Here is a 26,372-nt window from a genome sequence, read left to right as displayed (position 1 = left end):
CGCTGAGGCATACTTTTTTGTATGCACTCCCCTCACGCTGATAAGGGAAACGCTCTGGACACCGTTGCGCACAAGACTCTCACACGGGGCTGGCAGGCCGAACTGGATCTGCGGTTTACCCGCGCCGCGCATAAAACAGTGCTCACTTCGGCGCGACACGTCGGCCCGCTGACGGTACAGCGTCCGTTTTACCCGGAAGACGACGTTTGCCACCTCTATTTGCTTCATCCGCCGGGCGGTATTGTCGGGGGCGATGAACTCACGATTTCCGCCACGCTTGCAACAGACAGCCATGCGTTAATCACCCAGCCTGGCGCAGGGAAGTTTTACCGCAGTCGCGGCCCTCAGGCGCAGCTGCGGCAGGATTTTTATCTCGCCCCACAGGCCACGCTGGAGTGGCTGCCGCAAGATACGATCCTTTTTCCCGGCGCGAACGCTAACATCCAGTCGGTCTTTCATCTGGCGCAAGAGAGCCGGCTGCTGGCCTGGGATCTGCTCTGTCTGGGGCGACCGGTGATGCAGGAGACCTTCAGCCACGGCACGCTGCGCAACCGCCTGGAAGTATGGCGGGACGGTACGCCGCTATTAATAGAAAGGCTTCATCTTGAGGGAGGAAACCTGCACACCGTCGCCAGACATCCCTGGAGCGGTATGCTGCTCTGTTATCCCGCCACGGAAAAGATGCTGGACGGCGTACGCGAGCAAATTGCCCCCCTCGGCGACTACGCTGGCGCGACGCTGATTGATTCACTGCTGGCCCTGCGCTTTCTCGGGCACGACAACCTGCTTATCCAGCGCGTTATGCGCGCCGTCTGGCAATCCTTACGACCACAACTGACCCAAAAACCGCCACTCCTGCCCCGTATCTGGCAGACATAAGAGAATCACTATGGAACTGACTCCCAGAGAAAAAGACAAGCTGTTGCTCTTTACCGCCGCGCTGGTGGCGGAGCGTCGTCTGGCGCGCGGACTAAAGCTGAACTACCCGGAATCGGTGGCGCTGATCAGCGCTTTCATTATGGAAGGCGCCCGCGACGGCAAAAGCGTGGCGTCACTGATGGAAGACGGTCGCCATGTGTTGACCCGCGATCAGGTGATGGAGGGCGTGCCGGAAATGATCCCGGATATTCAGGTTGAAGCCACCTTTCCAGACGGCTCGAAACTGGTCACCGTTCATAACCCGATCGTATAAAGGAGGAACCATGATTCCAGGCGAATACAGGATCTCCACGGGAAACATCGCGATCAATACAGGCAGAGAAACCTGCACGATCGTGGTTGAGAATCATGGCGATCGCCCGGTTCAGGTCGGATCGCACTATCACTTTTACGAAGTCAATCCCGCATTACGCTTTGACAGGCAAGCCGCACGCGGTTTTCGCCTGAACATCCCCGCAGGCACGGCAGTGCGTTTTGAGCCGGGGCAAAAACGCGAGGTCGAACTGGTGCGCGTCGCCGGGGCACAGCGTATTTTTGGTTTTCGCGGCGAGGTAATGGGCTCTCTGGAGGCAGACAATGACTGAGATTTCCCGGCAGGCTTATGCCGACATGTTTGGCCCGACGACCGGTGACCGGGTGCGTCTGGCGGATACCGAACTGTGGATCGAAGTCGAAAACGATCTCACGGCCTACGGCGAAGAGGTGAAATTCGGCGGCGGTAAAGTGATCCGCGACGGTATGGGCCAGGGGCAAATGCGTGCTCGCGCGTGTGTGGATCTGGTGATCACCAACGCGCTGATCGTCGATCACTGGGGGATCGTCAAAGCGGACATCGGCATCAAAGACGGCAGGATCTTCGCCATCGGCAAAGCCGGTAACCCGGATATTCAGCCCAACGTGACGATCCCGATTGGCGTCGGCACGGAGGCGATCGCCGGCGAAGGAAAGATCGTTACCGCAGGCGGCGTGGACACGCATATTCACTGGATCTGTCCGCAGCAGGCGGAAGAGGCGCTGGTTTCTGGCGTGACGACCATGATTGGCGGCGGCACCGGCCCAGCGGCGGGCACCAATGCCACCACCTGCACGCCTGGCCCGTGGTACATCGCCCGCATGTTGCAAGCGGCGGACAGCCTGCCAGTGAATATCGGTTTTCTCGGCAAAGGGAATGGCTCGAACCCGGACGCGCTGCGTGAGCAGATTGCCGCCGGCGCGATCGGCCTGAAGATCCACGAGGACTGGGGCGCGACGCCTGCGGCGATCGACTGTGCGCTGACCGTGGCTGAAGAGATGGATATTCAGGTCGCGCTGCACAGCGACACGTTAAACGAGTCCGGTTTCGTCGAGGACACGCTGGCGGCAATTGGCGATCGCACGATCCATACCTTTCACACCGAAGGGGCGGGCGGCGGTCACGCCCCGGATATTATCACCGCCTGCGCGCATCCCCATATCCTCCCCTCCTCCACCAACCCGACGCTGCCTTATACCGTCAACACCATTGACGAGCATCTCGATATGCTGATGGTCTGCCACCATCTCGACCCGGATATCGCCGAAGATGTGGCGTTTGCCGAGTCGCGTATTCGTCGGGAAACCATCGCCGCCGAAGATGTGCTGCACGATCTCGGCGCCTTTTCCCTGACCTCGTCGGATTCCCAGGCGATGGGACGGGTGGGCGAAGTCATTCTGCGAACCTGGCAGGTGGCGCACCGGATGAAAGTACAACGCGGCCCGTTAGCGGAGGAGACGGGCGATAACGACAACCAGCGCGTAAAACGCTACATCGCCAAGTACACGATAAACCCGGCGCTAACCCACGGCATCGCCCATGAGGTCGGTTCTGTTGAGGCGGGAAAGCTGGCGGATCTGGTGCTCTGGTCTCCGGCCTTTTTTGGCGTAAAACCCGCAACACTCATTAAAGGCGGGATGATCGTCTGCGCGCCGATGGGTGATATCAACGCCTCGATTCCCACACCGCAACCGGTGCATTACCGGCCGATGTTTGGCGCGCTTGGCGCGGCGCGTCATCACTGTCGCCTGACCTTTCTTTCTCAGGCTGCGGTTGAAAACGGCATTGCGCAGCAGCTCAACTTACGCAGCGCCACCGCCGTCGTGAAAGGCTGCCGGACGGTAAAAAAAGCCGACATGATCCACAATAGCCTGCAACCCAACATCACCGTTGACGCCCAGACTTACGAGGTGCGCATTGACGGTGAGCCGATCACCAGCGAACCGGCAGACGTGTTGCCGATGGCCCAGCGTTATTTTTTATTTTGAGGAGACGACATGCTGTATCTGACGCAACGTATTGAAACGCCCGCCGCCGTCACGGCAACGCTGACGCTCCCCATTGATGTCCGCGTCAAAAGCCGGGCGAAGGTAGTGCTGGGCGACGGACGCGAAGCCGGTTTACTGCTGCCGCGCGGTTTGCTGTTACGCGGCGGCGATCGCCTGAGCACGGAAGATGGCGCAGAGGTGGTGGAGATCATCGCCGCAAACGAAGCCGTTTCGGTCGTGCGCTGCTCCGATCCGTTCCTGCTCGCCAAAGCCTGCTACCACCTGGGCAACCGCCACGTTCCGCTGCAAATTCTGCCTGACGAGCTGCGCTATCACCACGATCACGTACTCGACGACATGCTGCGCCAGTTCAGCTTAGAGGTGACTTTCGCGCATCTGCCCTTTGAACCGGAGGCGGGGGCATATGCCAGCGAATCTCACGGCCATCACCACGGCCACGCCCACTGATGACTGACGCCAGACAACGGCTGCGCCTGATGCAGCTCGCCAGCAGCAGTTTACCGGTGGGATCGTTTACCTGGTCTCAGGGGCTGGAGTGGGCGGTGGAGATCGGCTGGGTGAAAAACGCGGAAGACTTTGCGCACTGGCAAACGCAACAGCTGGAGCAGAACTTTTTTACCGTCGACCTGCCGATTTTCGCCCGGTTGTACCACGCCTGTGAACGGAATGACGTTACCGCCGCTCGCCGCTGGAGCGCATATCTGCTGGCCTGTCGGGAAACCCGGGAACTGCGCGAAGAAGAGCGCAGCCGGGGGGCGGCGTTTACACGCCTGGTGGTGGACTGGGTGCCGGACTGCCCGCAGACGTGGCGTCCACTTTTTGCCAACAGCCAGCTCTGCGGTATGGCGTGGCTGGGCGTGCGCTGGCGCATCCCGCTGACGGATCTGGCGTTAAGCCTCGGCTACAGCTGGTTAGAAAGCGCGGTGATGGCGGGGGTGAAACTGGTGCCCTTCGGACAACAGGCGGCGCAGCAGCTCATTCTTTCGCTTTGCGACCATTACGCGCAGGGTATGGCGCAGGCGCTGGCTCGCCCGGATGCGGATCTGGGCTCATCCACGCCGCTGTCCGCCATCGCTTCTGCCCGTCACGAAACACAATATTGCCGATTATTTCGCTCCTGAGGAGACACGATGAACAACTATAAACATCCCCTGCGCGTCGGCGTGGGCGGTCCGGTGGGTTCCGGTAAAACCGCCCTGCTGGAAGCGTTATGCAAAGCGATGCGCGATACGTATCAACTGGCGGTGGTGACTAACGATATTTATACCAAAGAGGATCAGCGCATTCTTACCGAAGCGGGCGCACTGGCGCCGGAAAGGATTGTCGGCGTGGAAACCGGCGGTTGTCCGCATACCGCCATTCGCGAAGACGCCTCAATGAACCTGGCGGCGGTGGAAGCATTAAGCGAGACATTCGGCAACCTGGATCTGATCTTTGTCGAGAGCGGCGGCGATAACCTGAGCGCCACCTTCAGCCCGGAGCTGGCCGATCTGACGATCTATGTGATCGACGTGGCCGAAGGCGAGAAGATCCCGCGTAAAGGCGGGCCGGGGATTACCAAATCCGATTTTCTGGTGATCAACAAAACGGATCTGGCGCCGTATGTGGGCGCGTCGCTGGAGGTAATGGCGCGCGATACAATGCGCATGCGCGGGGATCGGCCGTGGGCGTTTACCAACCTGAAAGCCGGTGACGGCCTGGCGACGATTATTGCGTTTCTGGAAGATAAAGGGATGTTGCGGGTGTAGCGTTTTTTATCGCCGGGAGGCGGCTTCGCCTGACCCGGTCTACGGTATTGTAAGCCCGGTAAGCGAAGCCGCCACCGGGCAAAAAATCACGCCGCAGGCAGCTCCGCCAGCGGCCAGCGAGGACGCACGCTCACGCCTAAATCCGCCGTTGCGCCGGCTTTGAAGCGCACCATACCGGCGTAGGCGATCATCGCGCCGTTATCGGTGCAAAACTCTGGCCGCGCGTAGAACACTTCGCCACGCCGTTTTTGCATCATTTCCGCCAGCTTCGCACGCAGCGTGCGGTTGGCGCTCACCCCGCCGGCCATCACCAGACGCTTAAAGCCGGTCTGATCCAGCGCTCGCTTACACTTGATCATCAGCGTATCCACCACCGCATCTTCAAACGCACGGGCAATATCGGCGCGGGTCTGTTCATCATCACCGTTGCTGCGGATAGTGTTTGCGGCGAACGTTTTCAGCCCGGAGAAGCTGAAATCCAGCCCAGGACGGTCGGTCATCGGACGCGGAAAGACAAAACGCCCTGCGGTGCCCTGCGCCGCCATTTTCGACAGCATCGGGCCGCCAGGGTAATCCAGTCCCAGCAGTTTGGCGGTTTTATCAAACGCTTCACCGGCCGCATCGTCAATGGATTCGCCTAACAGCGCATACTGACCAATCCCGGTCACGCTGATAAGTTGGGTATGACCGCCGGAGACCAGCAGCGCCACGAACGGAAATTCCGGCGGATTGTCTTCCAGCATCGGCGCCAGCAGGTGCCCTTCCATATGGTGTACCGGAATCGCCGGAACATTCCAGGCAAACGCCAGCGAACGGCCAACGGTCGCGCCGACCAGCAGCGCCCCCACCAGACCCGGCCCTGCGGTATAGGCCACGGCATCAATCTCTTTCGCCGTCAGACCCGACTCTTTCAACGCCGCCTGGATCAGCGGCACGGTCTTGCGTACGTGGTCGCGCGAGGCCAGTTCAGGCACTACGCCGCCGTAGTCAGCGTGCAATTTCACCTGACTATACAATTGGTTGGCTAACAGACCTTTTTCGTCGTCGTAAATAGCGATGCCGGTTTCATCGCAGGATGTCTCAATACCCAGTACACGCATGACTTGTTTTACCTCACTCTGATACCGCGCAGTGTAGGGCCAATGCGGGTTGATGTAAAACTTTGTTCGCCCCTGGCGACAGCCTCGTGTATACTCCTCACCCTTATAAAAGTCCCTTTCAAAAAAGGCGTCGGTGCTTTACAAAGCAGCAGCAATTGCAGTAAAATTCCGCACCATTTTGAAATAAGCTGGCGCTGATGCCAGCGGCAAACCGATTTAATCAAAGGTGAGAGGCACATGCCGGTAATTAAAGTACGTGAAAACGAGCCGTTCGACGTAGCTCTGCGTCGCTTCAAGCGTTCCTGTGAAAAAGCAGGTGTTCTGGCGGAAGTTCGTCGTCGTGAGTTCTATGAAAAACCGACTACCGAACGTAAGCGCGCTAAAGCTTCAGCAGTGAAACGTCACGCGAAGAAACTGGCTCGCGAAAACGCACGCCGCACTCGTCTGTACTAATGCGTTGAGGGCGTAAGCTCTCGATTCAGACCGAGTTGTAGTTGTAAGGCCGTGCTTCCGAAAGGAATGCGCGGCTTATTTTCGTTTATGCATTGGCATATATACAAAATCATTCAGGATGCGGCAAAGCGGCGCCTGAAAGATGAAGTGTATAAAAGGGGCATATGGCTGGACGAATCCCACGCGTATTTATCAATGACCTGCTGGCACGCACCGACATCATCGATCTGATCGATGCGCGGGTGAAGCTGAAAAAGCAGGGCAAGAATTTTCACGCGTGCTGTCCGTTCCATAACGAAAAAACCCCCTCTTTCACCGTGAACGGTGAAAAACAGTTTTACCACTGCTTTGGCTGCGGCGCACACGGCAACGCGATCGATTTCCTCATGAACTACGACAAGCTCGATTTCGTGGAAACCGTCGAAGAACTGGCTGCAATGCACAACCTGGAAATTCCCTACGAAGCAGGGACAGGTCTTAGCCAGATAGAGCGCCACCAACGGCAAAACCTCTATCAGTTAATGGACGGGCTGAATGCGTTTTATCAACAGTCGCTCGCCCACCCCACAGCAGAGCCTGCGCGCCAATATCTGCAAAAACGCGGCCTTAGCGCTGAAATCGTTCAACGCTTCGCGATTGGTTTCGCTCCGCCAGGCTGGGATAACGCATTAAAACGTTTCGGTAATAATAGCGACAACAGAGCGCTGTTACTGGATGCCGGAATGCTGGTCAACAATGACCAGGGCAGAACCTACGATCGTTTCCGTAATCGGGTGATGTTCCCGATTCGCGATAAACGAGGACGGGTGATTGGTTTTGGTGGTCGCGTACTCGGTAACGATACGCCGAAATACCTGAACTCCCCGGAAACCGATATTTTCCATAAAGGTCGACAGCTGTATGGCCTTTATGAAGCTCAGCAACATAACGCTGAACCGCAGCGACTGCTTGTTGTTGAAGGCTATATGGACGTTGTCGCGCTGGCGCAGTACGACATTAACTACGCCGTGGCATCGTTGGGGACATCGACAACAGCTGACCATATCCACATGTTATTCCGGGCGACTAACAATGTGATTTGCTGTTATGACGGCGATCGGGCCGGACGTGATGCGGCATGGCGAGCGCTTGAAACGGCAATGCCCTATATCACCGACGGACGGCAGTTGCGCTTTATGTTCCTGCCTGATGGCGAAGACCCGGATACGCTGGTGCGTAAAGAGGGCAAAGAAGCATTCGAAGCACGGATGGAGCAGGCTCTGCCGCTCTCTCTGTTTCTCTTCAATAGCCTCTTGCCGCAGGTTGATTTGAGTACGCCGGATGGAAGTACGCAGCTTGCCGCGCTGGCGCTGCCGCTGATTAACCAGGTTCCCGGAGATACGCACAGGATCCAGCTACGACAGATGCTGGGGCTGAAATTAGGCATCTTTGACGATAGCCAGCTTGACCGCTTAATGCCAAAACAGGCAGAAAGTGGCACGGTACGCCCTGCTCCGCAGCTAAAACGCACGACCATGCGTATACTTATAGGGTTACTGGTACAAAACCCGGATTTGGCGCCGTTAGTACCACCGCTAGGCGGTCTGGATCAAAAAAAGCTGCCCGGGCTTGGCTTATTTGAAGAACTGGTCAACACTTGTTTGTCTCAACCAGGTCTGACCACCGGCCAACTTTTAGAACATTATCGCGGCACAAATAGTGCTGCGACCCTTGAAAAATTGTCGATGTGGGACGATATAGCTGATAAGGACATTGCTGAAAAAACCTTCACCGACTCACTCAACCATATGTTTGATTCGATGCTTAAGCTGCGCCAGGAAGAGTTGATTGCTCGCGATCGCACACACGGTTTAAGCAACGAAGAACGCCGGGAACTCTGGACGCTGAACCAGGAACTGGCCAAAAAATGAATTGATAGACAAAACCATTCAAGTTGTATTAAGGCAGCAAGAGAACGCAGCTAACGCAGAGACAACTTGAAGGATGACGTATTTAACGGCTTAAGTGCCGAATAGCGATCGGGAAGCCCCCGACAGCCGCACTGAGAGGCAGCGGCAAAAATATAAGTACGCCCTCGCTTTAAAGGTTGGCAGATACACCGCCGACACCAATCAAACGAAATAAGTGTGGATACCGTCTTATGGAGCAAAACCCGCAGTCACAGCTGAAGCTTCTTGTCACCCGTGGTAAGGAGCAAGGCTATCTGACCTATGCCGAGGTCAATGACCATCTGCCGGAAGATATCGTCGATTCAGATCAAATCGAAGACATCATCCAAATGATCAACGACATGGGTATTCAGGTGATGGAAGAAGCACCGGATGCCGATGATCTGCTGCTTGCTGAAAACACCAACAACACCGACGAAGACGCGGAAGAAGCTGCTGCTCAAGTTTTATCCAGTGTTGAATCTGAAATCGGTCGTACCACTGACCCGGTACGCATGTACATGCGTGAGATGGGTACGGTTGAACTGTTAACCCGTGAAGGCGAAATCGACATCGCTAAACGTATCGAAGACGGGATCAACCAGGTTCAATGCTCCGTTGCCGAATACCCGGAAGCGATTACTTATCTGCTTGAACAGTACGATCGCGTTGAAGCCGAAGAAGCTCGCCTGTCAGATCTGATCACCGGCTTTGTTGACCCGAACGCTGAAGAAGATATGGCGCCTACCGCCACGCACGTCGGTTCTGAACTCTCTCAGGAAGAGATGGACGACGACGATGATGAAGACGAAGAAGAAGACGACGACAGCAGCGATGACGACAACAGCATCGACCCGGAACTGGCGCGCGAAAAATTCGCAGAGCTGCGTACGCAGTACGAAGTCACCCGTGACACCATCAAAGCGAAAGGTCGCAGCCACGCCGATGCGCAGACCGAAATTCTGAAGCTGTCTGAAGTGTTTAAGCAGTTCCGCCTGGTGCCGAAGCAGTTCGACTACCTGGTGAACAGCATGCGCGTCATGATGGATCGCGTTCGCACGCAAGAACGCCTGATCATGAAGCTCTGCGTTGAGCAGTGCAAAATGCCGAAGAAAAACTTCATCACCCTGTTCACCGGCAACGAAACCAGCGAAACCTGGTTCAATGCCGCCATTGCGATGAACAAGCCGTGGTCCGAAAAGCTGCACGATGTCACTGAAGACGTTCAGCGCAGCCTGCAAAAACTGCAACAGATTGAAGAAGAAACCGGCCTGACCATCGAGCAGGTAAAAGACATCAACCGCCGCATGTCCATCGGCGAAGCGAAAGCCCGCCGTGCGAAGAAAGAGATGGTTGAAGCGAACTTGCGTCTGGTTATCTCTATCGCCAAAAAATACACCAACCGTGGTCTGCAATTCCTGGATCTGATTCAGGAAGGCAACATCGGTCTGATGAAAGCGGTAGACAAGTTCGAATACCGTCGTGGTTACAAATTCTCCACCTATGCCACCTGGTGGATTCGTCAGGCGATCACCCGCTCTATCGCGGATCAGGCGCGCACCATCCGTATTCCGGTGCATATGATTGAGACCATCAACAAACTCAACCGTATCTCCCGCCAGATGCTGCAAGAAATGGGTCGCGAGCCGACGCCAGAAGAGCTGGCCGAGCGCATGCTGATGCCGGAAGACAAGATCCGTAAAGTGCTGAAGATCGCCAAAGAGCCTATCTCCATGGAAACGCCGATCGGCGACGATGAAGATTCGCATCTGGGGGATTTCATCGAGGATACCACCCTCGAGCTGCCGCTGGACTCTGCCACCACCGAGAGCCTGCGTGCCGCAACGCACGACGTGCTGGCTGGCCTGACGGCGCGTGAAGCAAAAGTGCTGCGTATGCGTTTCGGTATCGATATGAACACCGACCATACGCTGGAAGAAGTGGGTAAACAGTTTGACGTTACCCGCGAACGTATCCGTCAGATCGAAGCGAAGGCGCTGCGTAAATTGCGTCACCCGAGCCGTTCTGAAGTGCTGCGTAGCTTCCTGGATGATTAATCTCGCCGCATAAGCATCAACGCCACCGCAAGGTGGCGTTTTTTTTACCGCTTACAGCCCATCAACCACCAGCGATTCATCAAGTTCCCGATACGCCTCCACCAGCTTTTCCGTCCTGATGCGATTTAAGCCGCTGGGATTCGGCAACACCCAGATCTGCGTATCGCCAATGGTCATCGTCTGTTTTCCCCACTGCGCGCCGCGCTGGCTAAATCCCTGCTCAAACGCCTGCTTGCCCAGAATCGCCAACGCCGCAGGTTGATAGTGCTCAATCTTCTCAATGAGCTTATGGCCGCCGCTACGCATCTCCTGAAGCTTAACTTCGTTCGCCTGCACGGTAGGCCTGTCGACAAATTTGGTAACGCCACAGCGGAAATCCAGCAGATGCTGCGCCTCTTCCGGTTTCAGTTGACGCCCGGTAAATCCGGCAAGGTGGATTACCTTCCAGAAACGGTTGGCAGGATGCGCGAACGGGAACCCTGTCCCCGCAGAAGAGAGGCCGGGATTGATGCCGCAAAATACCACTCTCAGCTCCCGCGCCAGTATGTCCTTAACCATATTAACTCCTGAACGATACATCAGGCTGAAAGTATAACGGATTGAAAATACGTTGTTTATAAAAACAGCATCCGTACGGTTATGGCTGGATTGCAACACGGAGTTACTTTATAATCCACCGCCACGGCCCCTTAGCTCAGTGGTTAGAGCAGGCGACTCATAATCGCTTGGTCGCTGGTTCAAGTCCAGCAGGGGCCACCAGATATCAAGGACTTGCGAGAAATCGCAGGTCCTTTTGTTTTTCTGGGAGGCCGGAATAAATGCTCCCGTATTGAAGGCGAGAGCATCGAGGCAGATAGATCTTTTTGCGCGCGCTCAGCTTATACCAGCGCCCGAAGCTGCTCTCGCATATATAAAGAAAAATATTCAGGGTTTTTAATAAGCACCCGTTCTCCTGACGCAATTTTTTCAGCCCACCCGACCAATTTTTCCGTAAACCCGGCATTCCACCCTTCCCGATCACCTCGGGCTGCCACATCTGCTGCTCTCGCCGGAACCCCCAACTCGTTCAAATATTTAAAAATCCCCTTGGCTGTACTTTCATCCATTGGGTGTGGGACTGAAGCGGATGTATTCATACCGTTAATGAAATCTAAGGCTTTATCAATGACTGCTGGCATACTTTTATCCTTAAAATTAACCATCTGAAAAACACCTCTCTAATATGCCCCTGGATTGAACTTAATATCAAAGAAATCATTAAATTTATCCTTTTCTTTCAACCAGGTTTCGAGGTGAGTCACAACACCATCCGTCTTCCTCTCCACAGATCAACCAGATAGCCCGCAAGGATGGAGACAACAAGCGCAGCAAGTGTGGGGGATTCGACGCCTGGTGAGGAGGCGGTCAGTGCCGGGTTCACCGAGAGAAAAAACAAAATTAATTACGCTCCAGTTTGATACGCATCTAAAAATATGAGTTTCAGTATGAAACACAAATAATGGTCTGTAGAGAAAAGTGTGATCATGTCGAATGACATTAATAAAAAAATACGTTCGGAAGATAATTACGTTATCAATTGAGCAATTTTTATCCTGTTGACTTAATACCTGAGAGCGACAAAATAAAGAACACGAAATAAAACATTTACCGCCGCGCGATAATTCATCGCGGCCTCAGCCCTGTACATCGTAGCAGGATATGTTATTGGCAGAAACTGCGTTGCGCTGTTTCTCTGAATGCTCATCCGAACCCGGGAAGGTCTTATTATGAGCTATCGTGTGTTTGATTATCTGGTGCCAAATGTGAACTTTTTCGGCCCCAATGCCATTTCGGTTGTGGGCGAACGCTGCAAACTGTTGGGCGGGCTGTAACCCGGAAAAATTCGCGGATATCGCCGGGAGCCCCCAGCGAAAGCCGGTCTAGTCGTGATGCTTGCGCTTGAACTGGCTGGCGTCGATGTCGTACTGCTTCATCTTACGCCACAGCGTAGTGCGGCCAATGTTCAGCAAATGAGACATTTCCTGCACCCGTCCGCTGGTGACGCGGGCGGCATGGATAATCGCCTCTTTCTCGATAGCCGTAAACGTCAGGCTGGCGGGTAGCAGCGATGATGTCGTATCCACGCCGGGGCGTTCAGAAAACAGATATTCCGGCAGATTACTCAGGCGGATGTGGCCGTTATCGCTGCTGATAGCAATGTTTTCGATGACGCTGTTCAGCTCGAAGTCATTGCCCGGCCAGGAATAGGCTACCAGTTGCGCCAGCGCATCATCATCCACCTTCAGGCTGGTTGAAAAGCGTTTTTTCAGGCCGTTCAGCCGGTTATAGACCAGCGAAGGGATGCTGTTACGCCGCGCGCGCAGCGGAGGAATAATAATTTCAAACGAATGCAGGGCATAGTAAAGCTGACGGCTAAAGCGGTTCTGCTCGACCAGATTCGCCAGATCAACCGTGGTCGTCGCGATCACTTTCACATCCACCGGGATCAGACGTCGCGCGTCAAGGCGGGTTAACACGCCCTGCTTGATCACTTGCAGCAGCGCGGACTGCAACTCCGGCGCCAGATATTCAATTTTTTCCAGAAACAGCGTGCCACCGCTCGCCAGTTCAAGGCGGCTCAGACGACCATTTTCATCATCGGTTGGCGCACTGCCCATAAAATCCTGCCCCAGTACGCTATTGGCATAGAGCTGGCAGTTTACGGCGATATAAGGCCCGCTCGCGCGTTCGCTTTCGTTGTGGATAGCCTGGCTGAGAAGCTCTTTGCCCACCCCTTCTTCACCACACAGCAGAACCGGGAAGCTCCCCCTCGCCGCCTGGCGGCCAAAGTGGATCAACCGACGCGTTTCTGGATCGTCCGTCGACATCTGTTCAAAGGTATGGCTCACTTTCCCCAGTTGACTGGTCATCAACTGGCGCATTTGCTCCACCGGGTGCAGCAGCAGAATAAAGCTGTTGCCCTGCTCCTCAACAATCGGTTTCAGGGTAATGACGGCATCAACAAACTGATGCTGACTTTCAAAAGTCACTTCGACATGGCTCAACCCGCGGACGTGTTTAATGGCGCGACGCAGCAAGGCAGGCAAATTGACCAGATCATGGATGTTTTTCCCCTGGCTGGCCTGCGTATCCAGATGCAGCATCGTGGCCGCCCGCGCGTTGAGAAACTGCAACACGCCCTGCTCGTTCCACGCCATAACGCCATCGTCCATGCTTTCCAGCAGCCCGTACATCTGATTCAGATGACGGTTAGACTCGGCCAACAGGCTATCGGTTAACAGTGAATTTCCCACTTCACGGGCGATCGCCAGCGTCAGCGATAAATCAGAAACTGACTGGTGCTCCACCAGACAGCAGAGCGAAATGGAGCCAAACAGGCGGCCGTGATTATCAAATACCGGGGTTGAGCAGAACGACCACGGGTGCAGCGCCTGTTTAAAATGCTGCTCTCCGGCCGTTTTGGTTGGCTGCCCCGGCATGGTTGCCAGCGACAGCGCACAGCTGCCGATGATGCTTTCCGCACAGTAGCTGCCGTCGAGAAAGCCCAGTTCCGCCAGTTTCTCCAGCGTCCCGGGGTCGCCGCAGCGGTTTAAGATACAGGCGGATTCATCCAGGATAAACAGCGCGCAAGGTCGTCCATCCATGAACTCCCAGGCATCTTCCAGCGCAGCCTGACCTATCGTCAGCAACGCCGTTTTGCGTCGGCAAATCGATTCAAAGGTCAGCCCTTGCGCCTGGTGCGGCGTCTGCCAGGTTTCTCGCTGCATAAACTTGCTGCAACGATGCCATGACTGAGCGATGACGGAAGATACTTCCTTCCCGATGTCCTGCGTCTGAGCCGTCATATCCTTTTCCGCTGTTTTACCATAGACAACCCCTCCGGCCGGAACGGTCAGAGGGGAGGAGAAACTGCCTGTTTATCTCGGGAAGGGAACGTAACTAAAGGCGGATTAACGCGCCAGCCACTGCTGGCCTAACAGATCCGCCGTCAGAATCGCGGCATAAACGCTGTCCGGCGTCACCTCAAACGGCATATTGTGGATGGTTTCGCCTTCCGCGCAGGTCGCTTTCGCCACCGCCTGAATTTTCCCTTCAATGCCGTCTTTCACGCCCATCTGCGCGAGGGTAATCGGCAGCCCCACTTTCTCGCAGAATCCCAGAACGGTTTCGATCTCTTCCATCGGGCTGTTCTGTAATACCAGTTGCGCCAGCGTGCCAAACGCGACCTTTTCGCCGTGATACAAATGGTGGCACTCTTCCAGAATAGTGAAACCATTGTGAATCGCATGCGCCCCGGCCAGACCGCTGCTCTCAAAGCCAATGCCGCTGAGATAGGTGTTGGCTTCAACGATACGTTCCAGCGCATCAGTCACAACGCCAGCCTGAGCCGCCAGACGCGCTTTTTCACCTTCTGCGAGCAATGTATCATAACACAGGCGCGCCAGGCTCAAGGCCGCCGCCGTAGACTGCCCGCCCGCCATGCTGGTCGCTCTGGCGTCATAGCAGGCTTTCGCTTCAAACCAGGTGGAAAGCGCATCCCCCATCCCGGACACCAGTAAACGCACCGGCGCTTTGGCGATGATTGCCGTGTCCATCACCACCATATCCGGGTTTTTCGGGTAGATCAGATACTCTTCAAACTCGCCCGCTTCGGTATAGATAACCGACAATGCGCTGGTCGGGGCATCGGTGGACGCAATAGTCGGAATAATAACGACCGGCAGTTTCTGGTAGTAGCCAATGGCTTTTGCCGTATCAAGCGTTTTCCCGCCGCCGATCCCCACCACGCCACGGCAGCCTTTTTGTTTCAAAATGGCCATCAGACGGTTGATTTCAACATGGCTGCATTCGCCATTGAAACGTTCTGCGTGGCAACGGATTTCGTGGCTATTCAGGCCATTCAGCACCTTCTCTCCCGCCAGCTTCATGACGAAGTCATCTGCAATCACGAAAAAGCTGTCCGCCAGGTCTTTGGCATATTGACCGAATAAGACAGAAGCATCAGGTCCCTGGAGATATTTGGCTGGAGATTGAATAACTTTTAGCATTCCTGTCATCCTCAAATAAGTGCATGTATTTACATGGTGAGCCCTGGCGTTATCCTGTTTGGCCCTGTGTTAATGGCGAAAACGGAGCGATACCGGAGCGATGCAATCACTGTAGGACGAGGCATCGCCAAAAAAATCTTTCCTCTTTTTGTTCTGAAATGGAACACAGAAAAATTCATCACGTTTCATAGTGGAACAATAACCCCTAAAAAACGGCAGGATTGCGATCCCGATCCGTTCAGCCTTCTCATAATGCCTCTGAAAAAAGGGGAATCATGCGTGGTTTTCGCCGCCGACTGCCGACAAAACAGGAAAATATTTTTCTGTCCGGCCAACTTTTCTGCGTGAATGAGCGGGGAAAAGGCGCGCTCCGGCTCGCATTTTGGCTTTTTTCCATCAGAAAACGTTTCATTACGGAACGTAAAAGAATAATTTCGTTTCGTAATGAAACTCCTTTTCTTCAAATTTTTTTCTTCATGAACTCAGCCAGAATCTCCTCATCGCCGACCTGCCCCGCAGCGTCCCGATGATGAGCGCCTCCGCAACCATAATGTGCAGCCGGGGGTCTGTTTTTCCCACTCTCCAGGAACCGTTATGACTCAATTCTTTTTTAACCAGCGACCCCATCTCGTCAACGACGTCATTGAAGGAACGATTATCTCCAGCCCGTGGAACAATCTGGTGCGCCTGGAGAGCGATCCGGCGATTCGTGTCGTGGTTCGCCGCGATCTGAACCGTAACAACGTCGCGGTGATTTCCGGCGGCGGCTCCGGGCACGAACCTGCCCACGTTGGCTTCATCGGGAAAGGCATGTTAACCGCTGCCGTCTGCGGCGATCTGTTTGCCTCCCCCAGCGTCGATGCAGTGCTGACCGCTATTCAGGCGGTCACTGGCGACGCCGGCTGCCTGTTAATCGTAAAAAACTATACCGGCGATCGTCTGAACTTCGGCCTTGCGGCAGAGAAAGCGCGCCGTCTGGGCTACAACGTTGAAATGCTGATTGTCGGGGATGACATTTCGCTGCCAGACAATAAGCACCCGCGCGGTATCGCGGGCACCATTCTGGTTCATAAAGTCGCTGGCTATTTTGCCGAACGCGGCTACAACCTGGCGACCGTCTTGCGTGAAGCGCAGTACGCCGCCAACAATACCGTGAGTCTTGGCGTTGCGATTTCCAGCTGCCATCTGCCGCAGGAGACGGAGAACGCGCCACGCCATCATCCTAATCAGTCTGAGCTGGGCATGGGGATCCACGGTGAACCCGGCGCATCAGTCATTGATACCCAAAACAGCGCGCAGATTGTGAGCCTGATAGTCGACAAACTCCTCTCCGCTCTGCCTGAGAGCGGTCGTCTGGCGGTGATGGTCAATAACCTTGGCGGCGTCTCCGTCGCAGAAATGGCCATCATCACGCGTGAACTGGCGCGCAGCCCGCTGCATAAACGCATCGACTGGCTTATCGGCCCGGCTTCGCTGGTGACTGCGCTGGATATGAAAGGTTTTTCACTGACGGCAATGGTGCTGGAGGAAAGTATCGAAAAAGCGTTGCTCTCCGGGGTGGAAACCAGCAGTTGGCAAACGCCGGTGCCGCCGCGTGAGATAACCATTATGCCATCCTCACTGCAAAGCGCGCGAGTAGAGTTTCAGCCTTCAGAGAACGCGTTAGTTGCCGGGATTGTTGAGCAGGTCACCCGCACGCTGTCCGATCTGGAAATGGATCTTAACGCGCTGGATGCCAAAGTCGGCGACGGCGATACCGGCTCAACTTTTGCGGCAGGCGCGCGTGAAATCGCGGGCCTGCTACACCGTCAGCAGTTGCCGCTCGACCATCTCGCCACGCTGTTCGCACTCATTGGCGAACGTCTGACCGTCGTCATGGGCGGCTCCAGCGGTGTGCTGATGTCCATTTTCTTTACCGCTGCGGGGCAGAAACTGGAGCAAGGCGCCAGTGTGGCGGAAGCGCTGAATACCGGTCTGGCGCAGATGAAGTATTACGGTGGCGCGGATGAAGGCGACCGTACCATGATCGACGCTTTACAGCCGGCCCTGACATCGCTGCTTGCGCAGCCACAGGATCTGCACGCGGCCTTTTCCGCCGCGCAAAATGGCGCAGAACGTACCTGTCAGTCCAGCAAAGCCAACGCCGGACGCGCATCCTACCTCAGCAGCGAAAGCCTGCTTGGCAATATGGACCCAGGCGCACACGCCGTGGCAATGGTGTTTAAAGCGCTGGCGGAAAGTCACAACGCCTGATAGTCAGCAGAAAACCGGGCCCGCAGTGGCCCGGTTAAACTTCCACCTATAAGGAATGATTAAGCCGGCTTACGATGCCAGTATGCTGCGGCGCGCACCCGTTGCGGATCAAACTGTTCCGTCTCAAAGCGACGGCTCAGATGCTTAACCACTTTCCCTTCACCCGTGATCCAGATGAAATAATCCGCCTCCGGCACCGTTAATTGCGCCAGCCGCTCATCAATCGCCTGCTCATCGTGTCCGACCACCCATTCAATGGCAAAGCCATCAAGATGCGCCAGATAATCCTGATACGCGGCATCCTGTACGCTGACCAGCGCCGTAACATGCGGGCGAACGGACAAGCGATCGAGCGCTTCCAGGCGGCGGCGCAGCGCTGGCATCCCTGATTCATCGCAAACATAAACCTGATATGCATAGTCTTCCGGCACCACCAGCGATCCACGCGGCCCACCGATGGTGAGCGTGTCGCCTTCGCGAGCGTTTACTGCCCATGTGCTCGCCACGCCGCCGTCGTGAATAAAGAAATCCAGCGCCAGCTCGTGCCGCTCTTCATCATATAAGGGCGTGTAATCGCGGGAAGCAGGACGTACGCCCTCTCCCCAGACAATCCCTTCGTCCGTCACCGTCGGAGGAACGAACAGGCTGCCCGGTTCAGGGAAAAACACTTTGGTGTGATCGTCAAAGCCGCGCGAGCTAAAGCCTTCCAGCGCTTCACCGCCAAGAACAATGCGCTGAAAACCGGCGCTAATACGCTCGACGCGCAGAACGGTAAGTTCACGAAAACGCAGTTCGTTACGAACGCGCTGTGGGTAGCGTGAGGATGTATTTATCATTTTTTCGCCTTCATGCAGATAATACGATATATCTAAATTAAATTTTAAATGATAATGATTGTTAGTTATGAAGATTGCAAGCACTTTTTTGATACAGTAATCTTCGATATATCTCACGATATAAAACAATTTTAATCACTTTAAAATCAATAAATTAAACAAAATAAAAATCGATCGACTTGCAAGATTACAAGTTTTAGATATAAATTAGATATATCTAAATAAAACAGGAGTACATCATGCGACATCATCATGAAGGTTGCGAGAGAGAGCATCACCACGGCCATGAACATGGCTGCGAGCACCGTCATGGCCGGGGCGGCGGCGGCGGACGTCGCCAGCGCTTTTTTGGCCACGGCGAACTACGCCTGGTGATTCTGGAAATTTTGACCCGCGAGGCCAGCCACGGTTACGAATTGATTAAAGCCATCGAGAACCTGACGCTGGGCAACTACACCCCAAGCCCAGGCGTGATTTACCCAACGCTGGATTTTCTTCAGGATCAGGAATTTATCACTATCAAAGAAGAGGACGGCGGGCGTAAGCAGATCACCATTACAGAGCTGGGGCAACGGTGGCTGGAAGAGAACCGTGAACACCTGGAGCACATCCACGAACGCGTGAAAGCGCGCTGCGTCGGCTTTGAACTGCGTAAGAACCCGCAGATGAAACGGGCGCTGGACAACTTCAAAGCCGTGTTGGATCTGCGGGTGAATCAGGGCGGGATCAGCGACGCGCAGCTTAAGCAGATCATCGGCGTTATCGATCGCGCGGCGCTGGAAATCAGCCAACTGGATTAAGCAGGCGGTACGTCCTCCGCACGGATGCGGAACACTTTCACGATCTCTTTTAAGTGCCGGGCCTGCTCATTCAGCGACGCCGCTGCCGCAACGGACTCCTCAACCAGACACGAGTTCTGTTGCGTGGTGGCGTCAATCAGCCCAATCGCGCTGTTGATTTGCGAAATCCCATCGGTTTGTTCGCGACTGGCCTGACCGATTTCACGCAGAATCACATCCATCTCTTCAACGTTATCCACCATACCATTAATCAACGCACTGGCTTTTTCCACCAGTTGCATCCCCTCCTGCGTCTGGCTGGTAGAGTCTTCAATCAGGTGGCGGATCTCACTGGCCGACGACGCGCTTTTTTGCGCCAGTTGACGAACTTCCCCCGCCACGACCGCGAAGCCACGCCCGTGTTCCCCGGCGCGAGCGGCTTCCACGGCGGCGTTAAGCGCCAGAATGTTGGTCTGGAAGGCAATAGAATCAATCAGGTTGATAATGTCGGACATGCGGTTAGAGGTCTCATTTATCACGCGCATTTTTTGCGTGACCTGACGCATCATCTCACCGTTATTTTTCACCACGCTGGCCGCATCGGCAGAAAGATGGGTCGCTTCGCTGGTGTGGTCCGCCGTATTTTTGACAGTGGCGGTAATCTGCTCCATAGAGGCCGCCGTTTGCTCAACAGAACTGGCCTGTTCTTCAGTACGCGCCGCCAGATCCTGGTTGCCCGCGACAATTTGCGCCGCCGCGCTGGAGATATTTTCAGAGCCGTTCTGAACTTCCTGCACGATCGCCAGCAGACGGTTTTTCATCTCCATCAGCGCCTGCAACAGCACGCCGGTTTCATCTTTTTGCGCGATATGAATCGTGCGGGTCAAATCCCCCTCCGCAATCGCCCCGGCAAACTGCACGGCGTCATTAAGCGGCCGGGTAATGGAACGTACGATGTACCATCCCATTATCACTCCGGCGGCAATGCTGATGAGCGCCAGGAGAATCAGCTGTGCCCGGTTGGTGCGAAAATCCTGGTCAACCGACGCGCCCGCGTTGCGCATCAGCGTATCTTCAATAGCGATCAGCTCCTGTACTTTGGCTTTATACGCCTGCTGTATGTTGACGGTGGTCGTCATCATTTCCTGTATCGCCGCCGGACGATCATGGTTCTGAATTTCCTGCAAAATACGGAACCGGGAGGCCAGATACTGCTGACGCACATCGCGAATTCCGGCGATAATGGCCTTTGAGGCCTCATCCTGACTGCTGGCGGACAGTTCATCGAGCAATACCGTAATGCGCTGGCTAATCGCATCCAGCTGCTTTTGCGACTCCTGGCTCCAGCGCCCTTCTTCATCCAGCAGCATCAGCTGCTGCGTGCTAACGAAATCCTGAAAATTATCGATCAGCAGGTTGGCTTTCACCGTTGTGGGATAATCGTGAGTAATGATGTTCTGCATACTGGTATTCGTTCGATCCAGGCTGAACAACGAAAGGCCAGAACTCACGATCATCAGTACAATAAACAAACCAAACGCAATAAATAATTTCGAGCGGATCTTCATGTTATGCAAAAGCATATTTCCCCCTGGAGATTGTTTTTCCTCTATACAGGGTTCGTTATCGGTTACGGCTTCGCTAACTTTATGATATTGATCGTTTTTTATTTCAATTTATTACGGTAAATAGTTTTCAACGATGAATATCGGCAGACCGATCGTTATACAATTCATTTTTCAGGTTCGGGAAAATGAAGAATCACACAAAATAACGCAGCGGGTTTAAATAAGGAAATAGCTCGAAATGGTAAATATTTAATATGTGCTTAACATTGTTAGCCCAATATTATGACAAAACGCTTATCGGCTTCGATAAGCGTTTGTCGGCAGAAATAAAGGGAATTTGATTTAATGCAGAACCGTTACCGCGTCTTCCAGACGGCTGGCGCGATGTTTAACCATCGCTGAAACCTGAGCGCTCTCCTCCACCAGCTCGGCATTTTTCTGCGTGATATGGTTTAACTCATCCACGGCGCGGGTCAGGCTGGAGAGTCCGTCCGCCTGTTCCAGCGTCGAGTGGCTGATTTGCGCAATAAGCTGAGTGACGTTTTGCACCTGGGCCACAATATCATCCATCGTGCGTCCTGCCGCATGCACCTGTTCGGAACCAGACTGTACCCGGCTTGCGCTGGCGTCAATGAGCTTACGAATATCATTCGCCGCGCTGGCGCTTCGGCTGGCAAGATGGCGAACCTCCCCGGCGACAACGGCAAATCCTTTACCCTGCTCGCCCGCTCGCGCTGCTTCAACCGCCGCGTTCAGCGCCAGGATATTCGTCTGGAAAGCAATGTCGTTAATCAGCGTAGTGATTGTGCCAATCTGCTGCGTGCTGTCAGCGATGTCATCCATCGTTTTAATGACGGTTTCCATCGCCTCTCCGCCCTGCGTCGCCGCACTGCTGGCCGCGCTGGATAATTTATCGGCGGCGGACGCGGTGGTGGAATTTTTCTTCACGGACTCCGCCATCTGGTTCATGGTCGTCACCGTCTGCTGCACATTCTCCACCGTCTGGCGGGTGTGTTTATTCAGATCGTCATTGCCTTTCGCTAACGTCTCGCTGCCGTTTCTGACGCTGGAAACCTGGCTTGAGACGTCATTAATCAGCCAGCGGCACATAAGCCCAAGCTGGCCTACCGCGCGCAACATCAGCCCCAGTTCGTCACTACGGTTAAGATGCGATACGCTGTTACGCTCGCCCGTTGCGACTTTCAACGCCTGCCGGGTGACATTTTCGATCGGACGCACAATCTGCCATTCAAACACCGCCGTTCCCGCCAGCATCAGCAGGGCGTTCACGAATAGCGCTGGCCACGCAACGCCCATTTGCGCCATCGCCGCCATCAGCACCACGCCCGTTAGCGCCATAACGCTGCGTACACGCCAGCGAATGGGGATTGCCGGCAGTTTCCCCAGCCAGCCTTTACGCACCACTAGTCCTTTGTGGATACGTTTGTTGCTGCGGCCTTCATTCAGCGCCTTATACAAAGGCTCAACGGCAGCAATCTCTTCATCTGTCGCGCGGGTACGAATCGACATATAGCCGGTCACGCGCCCTTCCCGCACCATCGGCACCGCATTCGCCCGCACCCAGTAGTGATCGCCATTCTTCCGTCGGTTTTTCACGATGCCGCTCCACGGCTCACCCTGCCTGAGGGTGTACCACATATCCGCAAACGCGGCTTTCGGCATGTCCGGGTGGCGTACCAGATTATGCGGTTGCATAAGCAGTTCATTCAGCGTAAAGCCGCTTACCTGAACGAAGGTATCATTTGCATGGGTGATATAGCTTTGCAGGTCAGTTGTGGACATCAGGGTTGTATCATCATCCAGCGGATAATTATGCTGGCTGACGTAGGGATGAGAAGACATGGTTGCGTCCTGTGCAGGTTACTTGAATGTTAACTTTTCTGTCAGATGTTATTTCGGCGATAATTGGTTTATCTTTAGTTGTTAAATTTGATTTAGATCGCAATTTGCGTTTAAACCGTAATATTTGTATGTTTTCTAATTCATTGATTTAAAATACTTTCGTTAAGTAACTATTCAGTTCTGCTATAACTTCCGCCCCATATACGCACACCGCCCGCACCGTTCTGGTGCGACTGCCCGCTCGTCAGCCCCGCTTCCCCCGCACACGCATTGCGCAAAACATCACCAATTGTTAATGAATGAGATTAAATATTGCACACTTGATATTTTCCCTGGTGTTTATCCCGATTTTCATGATCCACGCCGATATGGCGCAATCCCTGCAATACTTAACTCAGTATCATGTGATACGCGAGTTCCGGGAGCATATTTTGAACAGGTTACCTTCCAGCGCATCGGCCCTGGCCTGTAGCGCACACGCACTGAATCTCATTGAAAAGCGAACGCTTGATCATGAGGAAATGAAAGCACTGAACCGAGAGGTGATTGATTACTTCAAAGAGCATGTTAATCCGGGGTTTTTAGAGTATCGAAAATCTGTGACCGCTGGCGGGGATTACGGAGCCGTAGAGTGGCAAGCGGGAAGTCTGAATACGCTTGTCGACACCCAGGGACAGGAGTTTATTGATTGCCTGGGTGGTTTTGGCATTTTCAACGTGGGGCACCGTAATCCAGTTGTCGTATCCGCCGTACAGAATCAACTCGCAAAACAACCTCTGCACAGCCAGGAGTTACTGGACCCGCTCCGGGCCATGCTGGCTAAAACGCTCGCAGCGCTCACGCCTGGAAAACTGAAGTACAGTTTTTTCAGCAACAGCGGCACCGAATCGGTGGAAGCGGCGCTGAAACTGGCGAAGGCGTATCAGTCGCCGCGCGGTAAGTTTACCTTTATCGCTACCAGCGGCGCGTTTCACGGTAAATCGCTGGGGTCGCTTTCCGCCACGGCGAAATCCACGTTCCGCAAGCCGTTTATGCCGCTGCTGCCGGGCTTCCGCCATGTACCGTTTGGCAACATTGAGGCCATGCGTACTGCACTTAGCGAGTGTAAAAAAACCGGCGACGATGTGGCAGCCGTCATTCTGGAACCAATTCAGGGCGAGGGCGGCGTGATCCTGCCGCCGCAGGGCTATCTGACCGCCGTGCGTAAACTCTGCGATGAGTTTGGCGCCCTGATGATTCTGGATGAAGTCCAGACCGGCATGGGGCGCACCGGTAAGATGTTCGCCTGTGAACATGAAAACGTGCAGCCTGACATTTTATGTCTGGCAAAAGCGTTAGGCGGCGGCGTGATGCCGGTTGGGGCAACCATCGCTACCGAAGAGGTGTTCTCCGTTCTGTTCGATAATCCGTTCCTGCACACCACAACCTTTGGCGGCAACCCGCTGGCCTGTGCGGCAGCATTAGCAACCATTAACGTGTTGCTGGAGCAGAATCTACCGGCACAGGCGGAGCAGAAAGGCGATATGTTGCTGGACGGCTTCCTCCAGCTTGCCAGGGAATATCCTGACCTGGTGCAGGACGCTCGCGGAAAAGGGATGTTGATGGCGATTGAGTTTGTTGACAACGAAATCGGCTACAACTTCGCCAGCGAGATGTTCCGCCAGCGGGTACTGGTTGCCGGGACGCTCAACAACTCGAAAACGATTCGCATCGAACCACCGCTGACATTAACAATTGAGCAGTGTGAACAGGTATTAAAGGCGACCCGCAAGGCTCTGGCGGCGTTACGGGTGAGCGTGGAGGAAACATAACACACCGCCGGATGGCGCTACGCTTATCCGGCCTACAGGAATCCGATCCGTAGGCCGGATAAGATGCGCCAGCATCGCCATCCGGCAAGTTCACACAACCCGCACGCCTGTAGGCCGGATAAGACGCGCCAGCGTCGCCATCCGGCAAGTTCACACAACCCGCACGCCCGCAGGCATTACGCGTTCCGGCGTCAGCAATACGCTTTCACTGCCGTCATCGGTTTCGGCGCACAGCAACATGCACTCTGACGTTTCACCACGCATTTTGGCTTTTTGCAGATTGCACAGTACCACCACCGTTTTCCCCATCAGCGCATCCTCTCGGTAATAAGGTACGAGGCTGGTTACCGTTTGCAGCGTACGCTCGCCCACATCCACCTGCACAATGTAAAGCTTATCGGCATTATCATGACGCTTTACCTGCACAATCTTTCCAACACGCAGCTCCAGTCGGGCAAAATCCGCAAAGGCCACCGTCTCCATCTTTTTCTCCCTTTGGTAAAAATTTACTAAATTATAGCAATAATTTTTCCAGGCACTGTTCTTAAAAAAGGGGAAATGCTGCGTTTATCACACTCTTTAAGCTGAAATTTACCCCTGGCACGTCAAATAAACGCGCTTTATTTACTGAAAACAGATGCATAGATAAGCACTTCCTTTACAATGAAAAGGCTACTCAGGGGAAAGTCGGAAAAGGTAATCATGGCAACACTTAAAGATATCGCAATTGAAGCTGGCGTATCCCTGGCGACAGTGTCGCGGGTCTTAAACGACGACCCCACGCTGAATGTCAAAGAAGAGACCAAACACCGCATTCTGGAAATCGCGGAAAAGCTGGAGTACAAAACCAGCAGCGCCCGTAAGAGCCAGAATAGTACGGTCAGCCTGCAACACATCCTTGCCATCTACAGTTATCAGCAAGAGCTGGAAATTAACGATCCCTACTATCTGGCAATCCGCCACGGGATTGAGACACAGTGTGAAAAACTGGGGATTGAACTGACCAACTGCTACGAACACAGCGGGTTGCCGGATCTTAAAAACATCACCGGCATTCTCATTGTCGGCAAGCCCTCAGCCGCCTTACGCGACGCCGCCGCCGCGCTGACTGACAATATCTGCTTTATCGACTTTCACGAATCAGGCAGTGAATACGATGCCGTCGATATCGATTTGTCCCGCATCAGCAAAGAGATCATCGACTTTTTCATTGCTCAGGGCGCAACCCGTATTGGTTTTATTGGCGGGGAGGATGAGCCCGGCAAAGCCGATATCCGCGAAGCCGCGTTTGTCGAATATGGCCGCCTGAAGCAGGTCGTGCGTGAAGACGATATCTGGCGCGGTGGTTTTTCCAGTTCATCAGGTTACGAACTGGCGAAACAAATGCTGGCTAAAGCGGATTATCCGCGCGCGCTGTTTGTCGCCTCCGACTCGATAGCCATTGGCGTGTTACGCGCAATCCATGAGCATGGCCTTGAGATCCCGCGCGACATCTCCCTGATAAGCGTGAATGACATTCCGACGGCGCGATTCACCTTCCCACCGCTTTCCACGGTGCGCATTCATTCCGAAATGATGGGCAGCCAGGGCGTAAATCTGGTGTACGAAAAAGCCCGTGACGGGCGCGCACTGCCGCTGCTGGTCTTCGTTCCCAGTAAACTTAAACTGCGCGGCACCAGCCGCTAACC

23 protein-coding genes, 1 tRNA gene and 1 pseudogene are annotated in these 26,372 nt (G+C 54.5%); 16 read left to right on the top strand and 9 right to left on the bottom strand.

Translation table 11 applies throughout. From position 1 onward, the window contains the following. The first annotated feature begins 21 nt into the window (after positions 1–21). The 7 genes from FD428_RS03185 to ureG are packed head-to-tail and all read left to right on the top strand — an operon-like array spanning position 22 to position 4,988. A complete protein-coding gene (locus FD428_RS03185) occupies positions 22–879 on the top strand; it encodes an urease accessory protein UreD (protein ID WP_200074446.1) in 858 nt (285 codons plus the stop codon). A 10-nt stretch (positions 880–889) separates the two neighbouring features. Next, positions 890–1,192 carry an urease subunit gamma gene (locus FD428_RS03180; RefSeq protein ID WP_042289336.1) on the top strand — a complete coding sequence of 101 codons (303 nt, stop codon included), beginning with the start codon at positions 890–892 and terminating at the stop codon, positions 1,190–1,192. A 10-nt stretch (positions 1,193–1,202) separates the two neighbouring features. Beyond that, the gene (locus FD428_RS03175) at positions 1,203–1,523 is read left to right on the top strand and encodes an urease subunit beta (RefSeq protein ID WP_012135195.1); all 321 of its coding nucleotides are present in this window, start codon (positions 1,203–1,205) and stop codon (positions 1,521–1,523) included. Continuing rightward, complete coding sequence (gene ureC, locus FD428_RS03170) at positions 1,516–3,219, top strand: urease subunit alpha (RefSeq protein ID WP_012135196.1); 1,704 nt, start codon at positions 1,516–1,518, stop codon at positions 3,217–3,219. Before FD428_RS03175 ends, ureC begins: the two co-directional genes overlap by 8 nt. A gap of 9 nt (positions 3,220–3,228) precedes the next feature. Continuing rightward, the gene (ureE, locus tag FD428_RS03165) at positions 3,229–3,687 is read left to right on the top strand and encodes an urease accessory protein UreE (protein ID WP_114848345.1); all 459 of its coding nucleotides are present in this window, start codon (positions 3,229–3,231) and stop codon (positions 3,685–3,687) included. Beyond that, positions 3,687–4,361, top strand: a complete 675-nt coding sequence (locus tag FD428_RS03160; RefSeq protein ID WP_114848346.1) for an urease accessory protein UreF — start codon at positions 3,687–3,689, stop codon at positions 4,359–4,361. The genes ureE and FD428_RS03160 overlap by 1 nt, the downstream gene beginning before the upstream one ends. A 9-nt stretch (positions 4,362–4,370) precedes the next feature. After that, entirely contained in the window at positions 4,371–4,988 is a 618-nt protein-coding gene (ureG, locus tag FD428_RS03155) for an urease accessory protein UreG (RefSeq protein WP_114848347.1), read from the top strand. Positions 4,989–5,074: 86 nt separating this feature from the next. Here the strand turns inward: ureG and tsaD are convergent, their stop codons facing one another. Continuing rightward, positions 5,075–6,088: a tRNA (adenosine(37)-N6)-threonylcarbamoyltransferase complex transferase subunit TsaD gene (gene tsaD, locus FD428_RS03150; RefSeq protein WP_047461129.1), complete on the bottom strand. Its 1,014-nt coding sequence runs from the start codon at positions 6,086–6,088 to the stop codon at positions 5,075–5,077. Positions 6,089–6,325: 237 nt separating this feature from the next. Here tsaD and rpsU point away from each other — a divergent pair, with 237 nt between their 5' ends. The 3 genes from rpsU (at position 6,326) to rpoD (ending at position 10,526) form a co-directional block, all read left to right on the top strand. Continuing rightward, the gene (gene rpsU / locus FD428_RS03145; RefSeq protein WP_001144069.1) at positions 6,326–6,541 is read left to right on the top strand and encodes a 30S ribosomal protein S21; all 216 of its coding nucleotides are present in this window, start codon (positions 6,326–6,328) and stop codon (positions 6,539–6,541) included. Positions 6,542–6,705: 164 nt separating this feature from the next. Then, complete coding sequence (gene dnaG / locus FD428_RS03140) at positions 6,706–8,451, top strand: DNA primase (protein WP_012135203.1); 1,746 nt, start codon at positions 6,706–6,708, stop codon at positions 8,449–8,451. A gap of 200 nt (positions 8,452–8,651) precedes the next feature. Continuing rightward, entirely contained in the window at positions 8,652–10,526 is a 1,875-nt protein-coding gene (rpoD, locus tag FD428_RS03135) for an RNA polymerase sigma factor RpoD (protein WP_256372597.1), read from the top strand. A 51-nt stretch (positions 10,527–10,577) separates the two neighbouring features. On the opposite strand, the gene mug is transcribed toward rpoD, so the two are convergent. Further along, positions 10,578–11,084, bottom strand: coding sequence for a G/U mismatch-specific DNA glycosylase (gene mug / locus FD428_RS03130; RefSeq protein ID WP_012135205.1), 507 nt, complete (start codon positions 11,082–11,084; stop codon positions 10,578–10,580). Between the two features lie 125 nt (positions 11,085–11,209). Here mug and FD428_RS03125 point away from each other — a divergent pair. Then, positions 11,210–11,285: transfer RNA gene (locus tag FD428_RS03125), tRNA-Ile, on the top strand. A 119-nt stretch (positions 11,286–11,404) separates the two neighbouring features. Here FD428_RS03125 and FD428_RS03120 read toward each other — a convergent pair. Further along, a complete protein-coding gene (locus FD428_RS03120; protein WP_071257989.1) occupies positions 11,405–11,704 on the bottom strand; it encodes a DUF1889 family protein in 300 nt (99 codons plus the stop codon). Between the two features lie 588 nt (positions 11,705–12,292). Between FD428_RS03120 and FD428_RS21790 the strand changes: the two are divergent. After that, positions 12,293–12,391: pseudogene (locus tag FD428_RS21790) on the top strand (hypothetical protein); the annotation flags it as partial. A gap of 54 nt (positions 12,392–12,445) precedes the next feature. On the opposite strand, the gene dhaR reads toward FD428_RS21790, so the two are convergent. Both dhaR and FD428_RS03105 read right to left on the bottom strand, forming a co-directional pair. Continuing rightward, positions 12,446–14,371 (bottom strand): dihydroxyacetone kinase operon transcriptional regulator DhaR, encoded by a 1,926-nt coding sequence (gene dhaR, locus FD428_RS03110; RefSeq protein ID WP_114848348.1) that lies wholly within the window; start codon positions 14,369–14,371, stop codon positions 12,446–12,448. 105 nt (positions 14,372–14,476) lie between these two features. Further along, on the bottom strand, positions 14,477–15,574 hold the full coding sequence (locus FD428_RS03105; RefSeq protein WP_024130968.1) for a glycerol dehydrogenase: 1,098 nt from the start codon (positions 15,572–15,574) through the stop codon (positions 14,477–14,479). 594 nt (positions 15,575–16,168) lie between these two features. Between FD428_RS03105 and FD428_RS03100 the strand changes: the two genes are divergently transcribed. Further along, entirely contained in the window at positions 16,169–17,827 is a 1,659-nt protein-coding gene (locus FD428_RS03100) for a glycerone kinase (protein WP_114848350.1), read from the top strand. A gap of 59 nt (positions 17,828–17,886) precedes the next feature. On the opposite strand, the gene FD428_RS03095 is transcribed toward FD428_RS03100, so the two are convergent. Beyond that, positions 17,887–18,663, bottom strand: coding sequence for a siderophore-interacting protein (locus FD428_RS03095; protein WP_047463900.1), 777 nt, complete (start codon positions 18,661–18,663; stop codon positions 17,887–17,889). Positions 18,664–18,902: 239 nt separating this feature from the next. Between FD428_RS03095 and FD428_RS03090 the strand changes: the two genes are divergently transcribed. After that, complete coding sequence (locus tag FD428_RS03090) at positions 18,903–19,463, top strand: PadR family transcriptional regulator (RefSeq protein WP_110493781.1); 561 nt, start codon at positions 18,903–18,905, stop codon at positions 19,461–19,463. Here FD428_RS03090 and FD428_RS03085 read toward each other — a convergent pair. Continuing rightward, positions 19,460–21,025 (bottom strand): methyl-accepting chemotaxis protein, encoded by a 1,566-nt coding sequence (locus tag FD428_RS03085; protein WP_114848351.1) that lies wholly within the window; start codon positions 21,023–21,025, stop codon positions 19,460–19,462. The two genes, FD428_RS03090 and FD428_RS03085, sit on opposite strands and share 4 nt — an antisense overlap. Before the next feature lie 327 nt (positions 21,026–21,352). Next, complete coding sequence (locus FD428_RS03080) at positions 21,353–22,873, bottom strand: PAS domain-containing methyl-accepting chemotaxis protein (protein ID WP_114848352.1); 1,521 nt, start codon at positions 22,871–22,873, stop codon at positions 21,353–21,355. Positions 22,874–23,304: 431 nt separating this feature from the next. Between FD428_RS03080 and ygjG the strand changes: the two genes are divergently transcribed. Beyond that, positions 23,305–24,684: a putrescine aminotransferase gene (gene ygjG / locus FD428_RS03075; RefSeq protein ID WP_111925746.1), complete on the top strand. Its 1,380-nt coding sequence runs from the start codon at positions 23,305–23,307 to the stop codon at positions 24,682–24,684. Between the two features lie 150 nt (positions 24,685–24,834). On the opposite strand, the gene FD428_RS03070 is transcribed toward ygjG, so the two are convergent. Further along, positions 24,835–25,167: a tRNA-binding protein gene (locus FD428_RS03070; RefSeq protein ID WP_049009430.1), complete on the bottom strand. Its 333-nt coding sequence runs from the start codon at positions 25,165–25,167 to the stop codon at positions 24,835–24,837. A 219-nt stretch (positions 25,168–25,386) separates the two neighbouring features. On the opposite strand from FD428_RS03070, the gene ebgR reads away from it, so the two are divergent. Beyond that, on the top strand, positions 25,387–26,370 hold the full coding sequence (gene ebgR, locus FD428_RS03065; RefSeq protein WP_049009429.1) for a transcriptional regulator EbgR: 984 nt from the start codon (positions 25,387–25,389) through the stop codon (positions 26,368–26,370). Positions 26,371–26,372 lie beyond the last annotated feature (2 nt).

This window comes from Citrobacter sp. TBCP-5362, from assembly GCF_005406305.1.
GTDB classification, from domain to species: domain Bacteria; phylum Pseudomonadota; class Gammaproteobacteria; order Enterobacterales; family Enterobacteriaceae; genus Citrobacter_B; species Citrobacter_B koseri.
Note: the sequence above shows the minus strand (reverse complement) of the source record. Positions and strands in the feature narration are given on the sequence as shown.

Coding starts and splice junctions, on each gene's coding strand:
- FD428_RS03185 (WP_200074446.1), top strand. CDS start 22: ATGCACTCCCCTCACGCTGATAAGGGAAACGCTCTGGACACCGTTGCG.
- FD428_RS03180 (WP_042289336.1), top strand. CDS start 890: ATGGAACTGACTCCCAGAGAAAAAGACAAGCTGTTGCTCTTTACCGCC.
- FD428_RS03175 (WP_012135195.1), top strand. CDS start 1,203: ATGATTCCAGGCGAATACAGGATCTCCACGGGAAACATCGCGATCAAT.
- ureC (WP_012135196.1), top strand. CDS start 1,516: ATGACTGAGATTTCCCGGCAGGCTTATGCCGACATGTTTGGCCCGACG.
- ureE (WP_114848345.1), top strand. CDS start 3,229: ATGCTGTATCTGACGCAACGTATTGAAACGCCCGCCGCCGTCACGGCA.
- FD428_RS03160 (WP_114848346.1), top strand. CDS start 3,687: ATGACTGACGCCAGACAACGGCTGCGCCTGATGCAGCTCGCCAGCAGC.
- ureG (WP_114848347.1), top strand. CDS start 4,371: ATGAACAACTATAAACATCCCCTGCGCGTCGGCGTGGGCGGTCCGGTG.
- tsaD (WP_047461129.1), bottom strand. CDS start 6,088: ATGCGTGTACTGGGTATTGAGACATCCTGCGATGAAACCGGCATCGCT.
- rpsU (WP_001144069.1), top strand. CDS start 6,326: ATGCCGGTAATTAAAGTACGTGAAAACGAGCCGTTCGACGTAGCTCTG.
- dnaG (WP_012135203.1), top strand. CDS start 6,706: ATGGCTGGACGAATCCCACGCGTATTTATCAATGACCTGCTGGCACGC.
- mug (WP_012135205.1), bottom strand. CDS start 11,084: ATGGTTAAGGACATACTGGCGCGGGAGCTGAGAGTGGTATTTTGCGGC.
- FD428_RS03120 (WP_071257989.1), bottom strand. CDS start 11,704: ATGCCAGCAGTCATTGATAAAGCCTTAGATTTCATTAACGGTATGAAT.
- dhaR (WP_114848348.1), bottom strand. CDS start 14,371: ATGACGGCTCAGACGCAGGACATCGGGAAGGAAGTATCTTCCGTCATC.
- FD428_RS03105 (WP_024130968.1), bottom strand. CDS start 15,574: ATGCTAAAAGTTATTCAATCTCCAGCCAAATATCTCCAGGGACCTGAT.
- FD428_RS03100 (WP_114848350.1), top strand. CDS start 16,169: ATGACTCAATTCTTTTTTAACCAGCGACCCCATCTCGTCAACGACGTC.
- FD428_RS03095 (WP_047463900.1), bottom strand. CDS start 18,663: ATGATAAATACATCCTCACGCTACCCACAGCGCGTTCGTAACGAACTG.
- FD428_RS03090 (WP_110493781.1), top strand. CDS start 18,903: ATGCGACATCATCATGAAGGTTGCGAGAGAGAGCATCACCACGGCCAT.
- FD428_RS03085 (WP_114848351.1), bottom strand. CDS start 21,025: ATGCTTTTGCATAACATGAAGATCCGCTCGAAATTATTTATTGCGTTT.
- FD428_RS03080 (WP_114848352.1), bottom strand. CDS start 22,873: ATGTCTTCTCATCCCTACGTCAGCCAGCATAATTATCCGCTGGATGAT.
- FD428_RS03070 (WP_049009430.1), bottom strand. CDS start 25,167: ATGGAGACGGTGGCCTTTGCGGATTTTGCCCGACTGGAGCTGCGTGTT.
- ebgR (WP_049009429.1), top strand. CDS start 25,387: ATGGCAACACTTAAAGATATCGCAATTGAAGCTGGCGTATCCCTGGCG.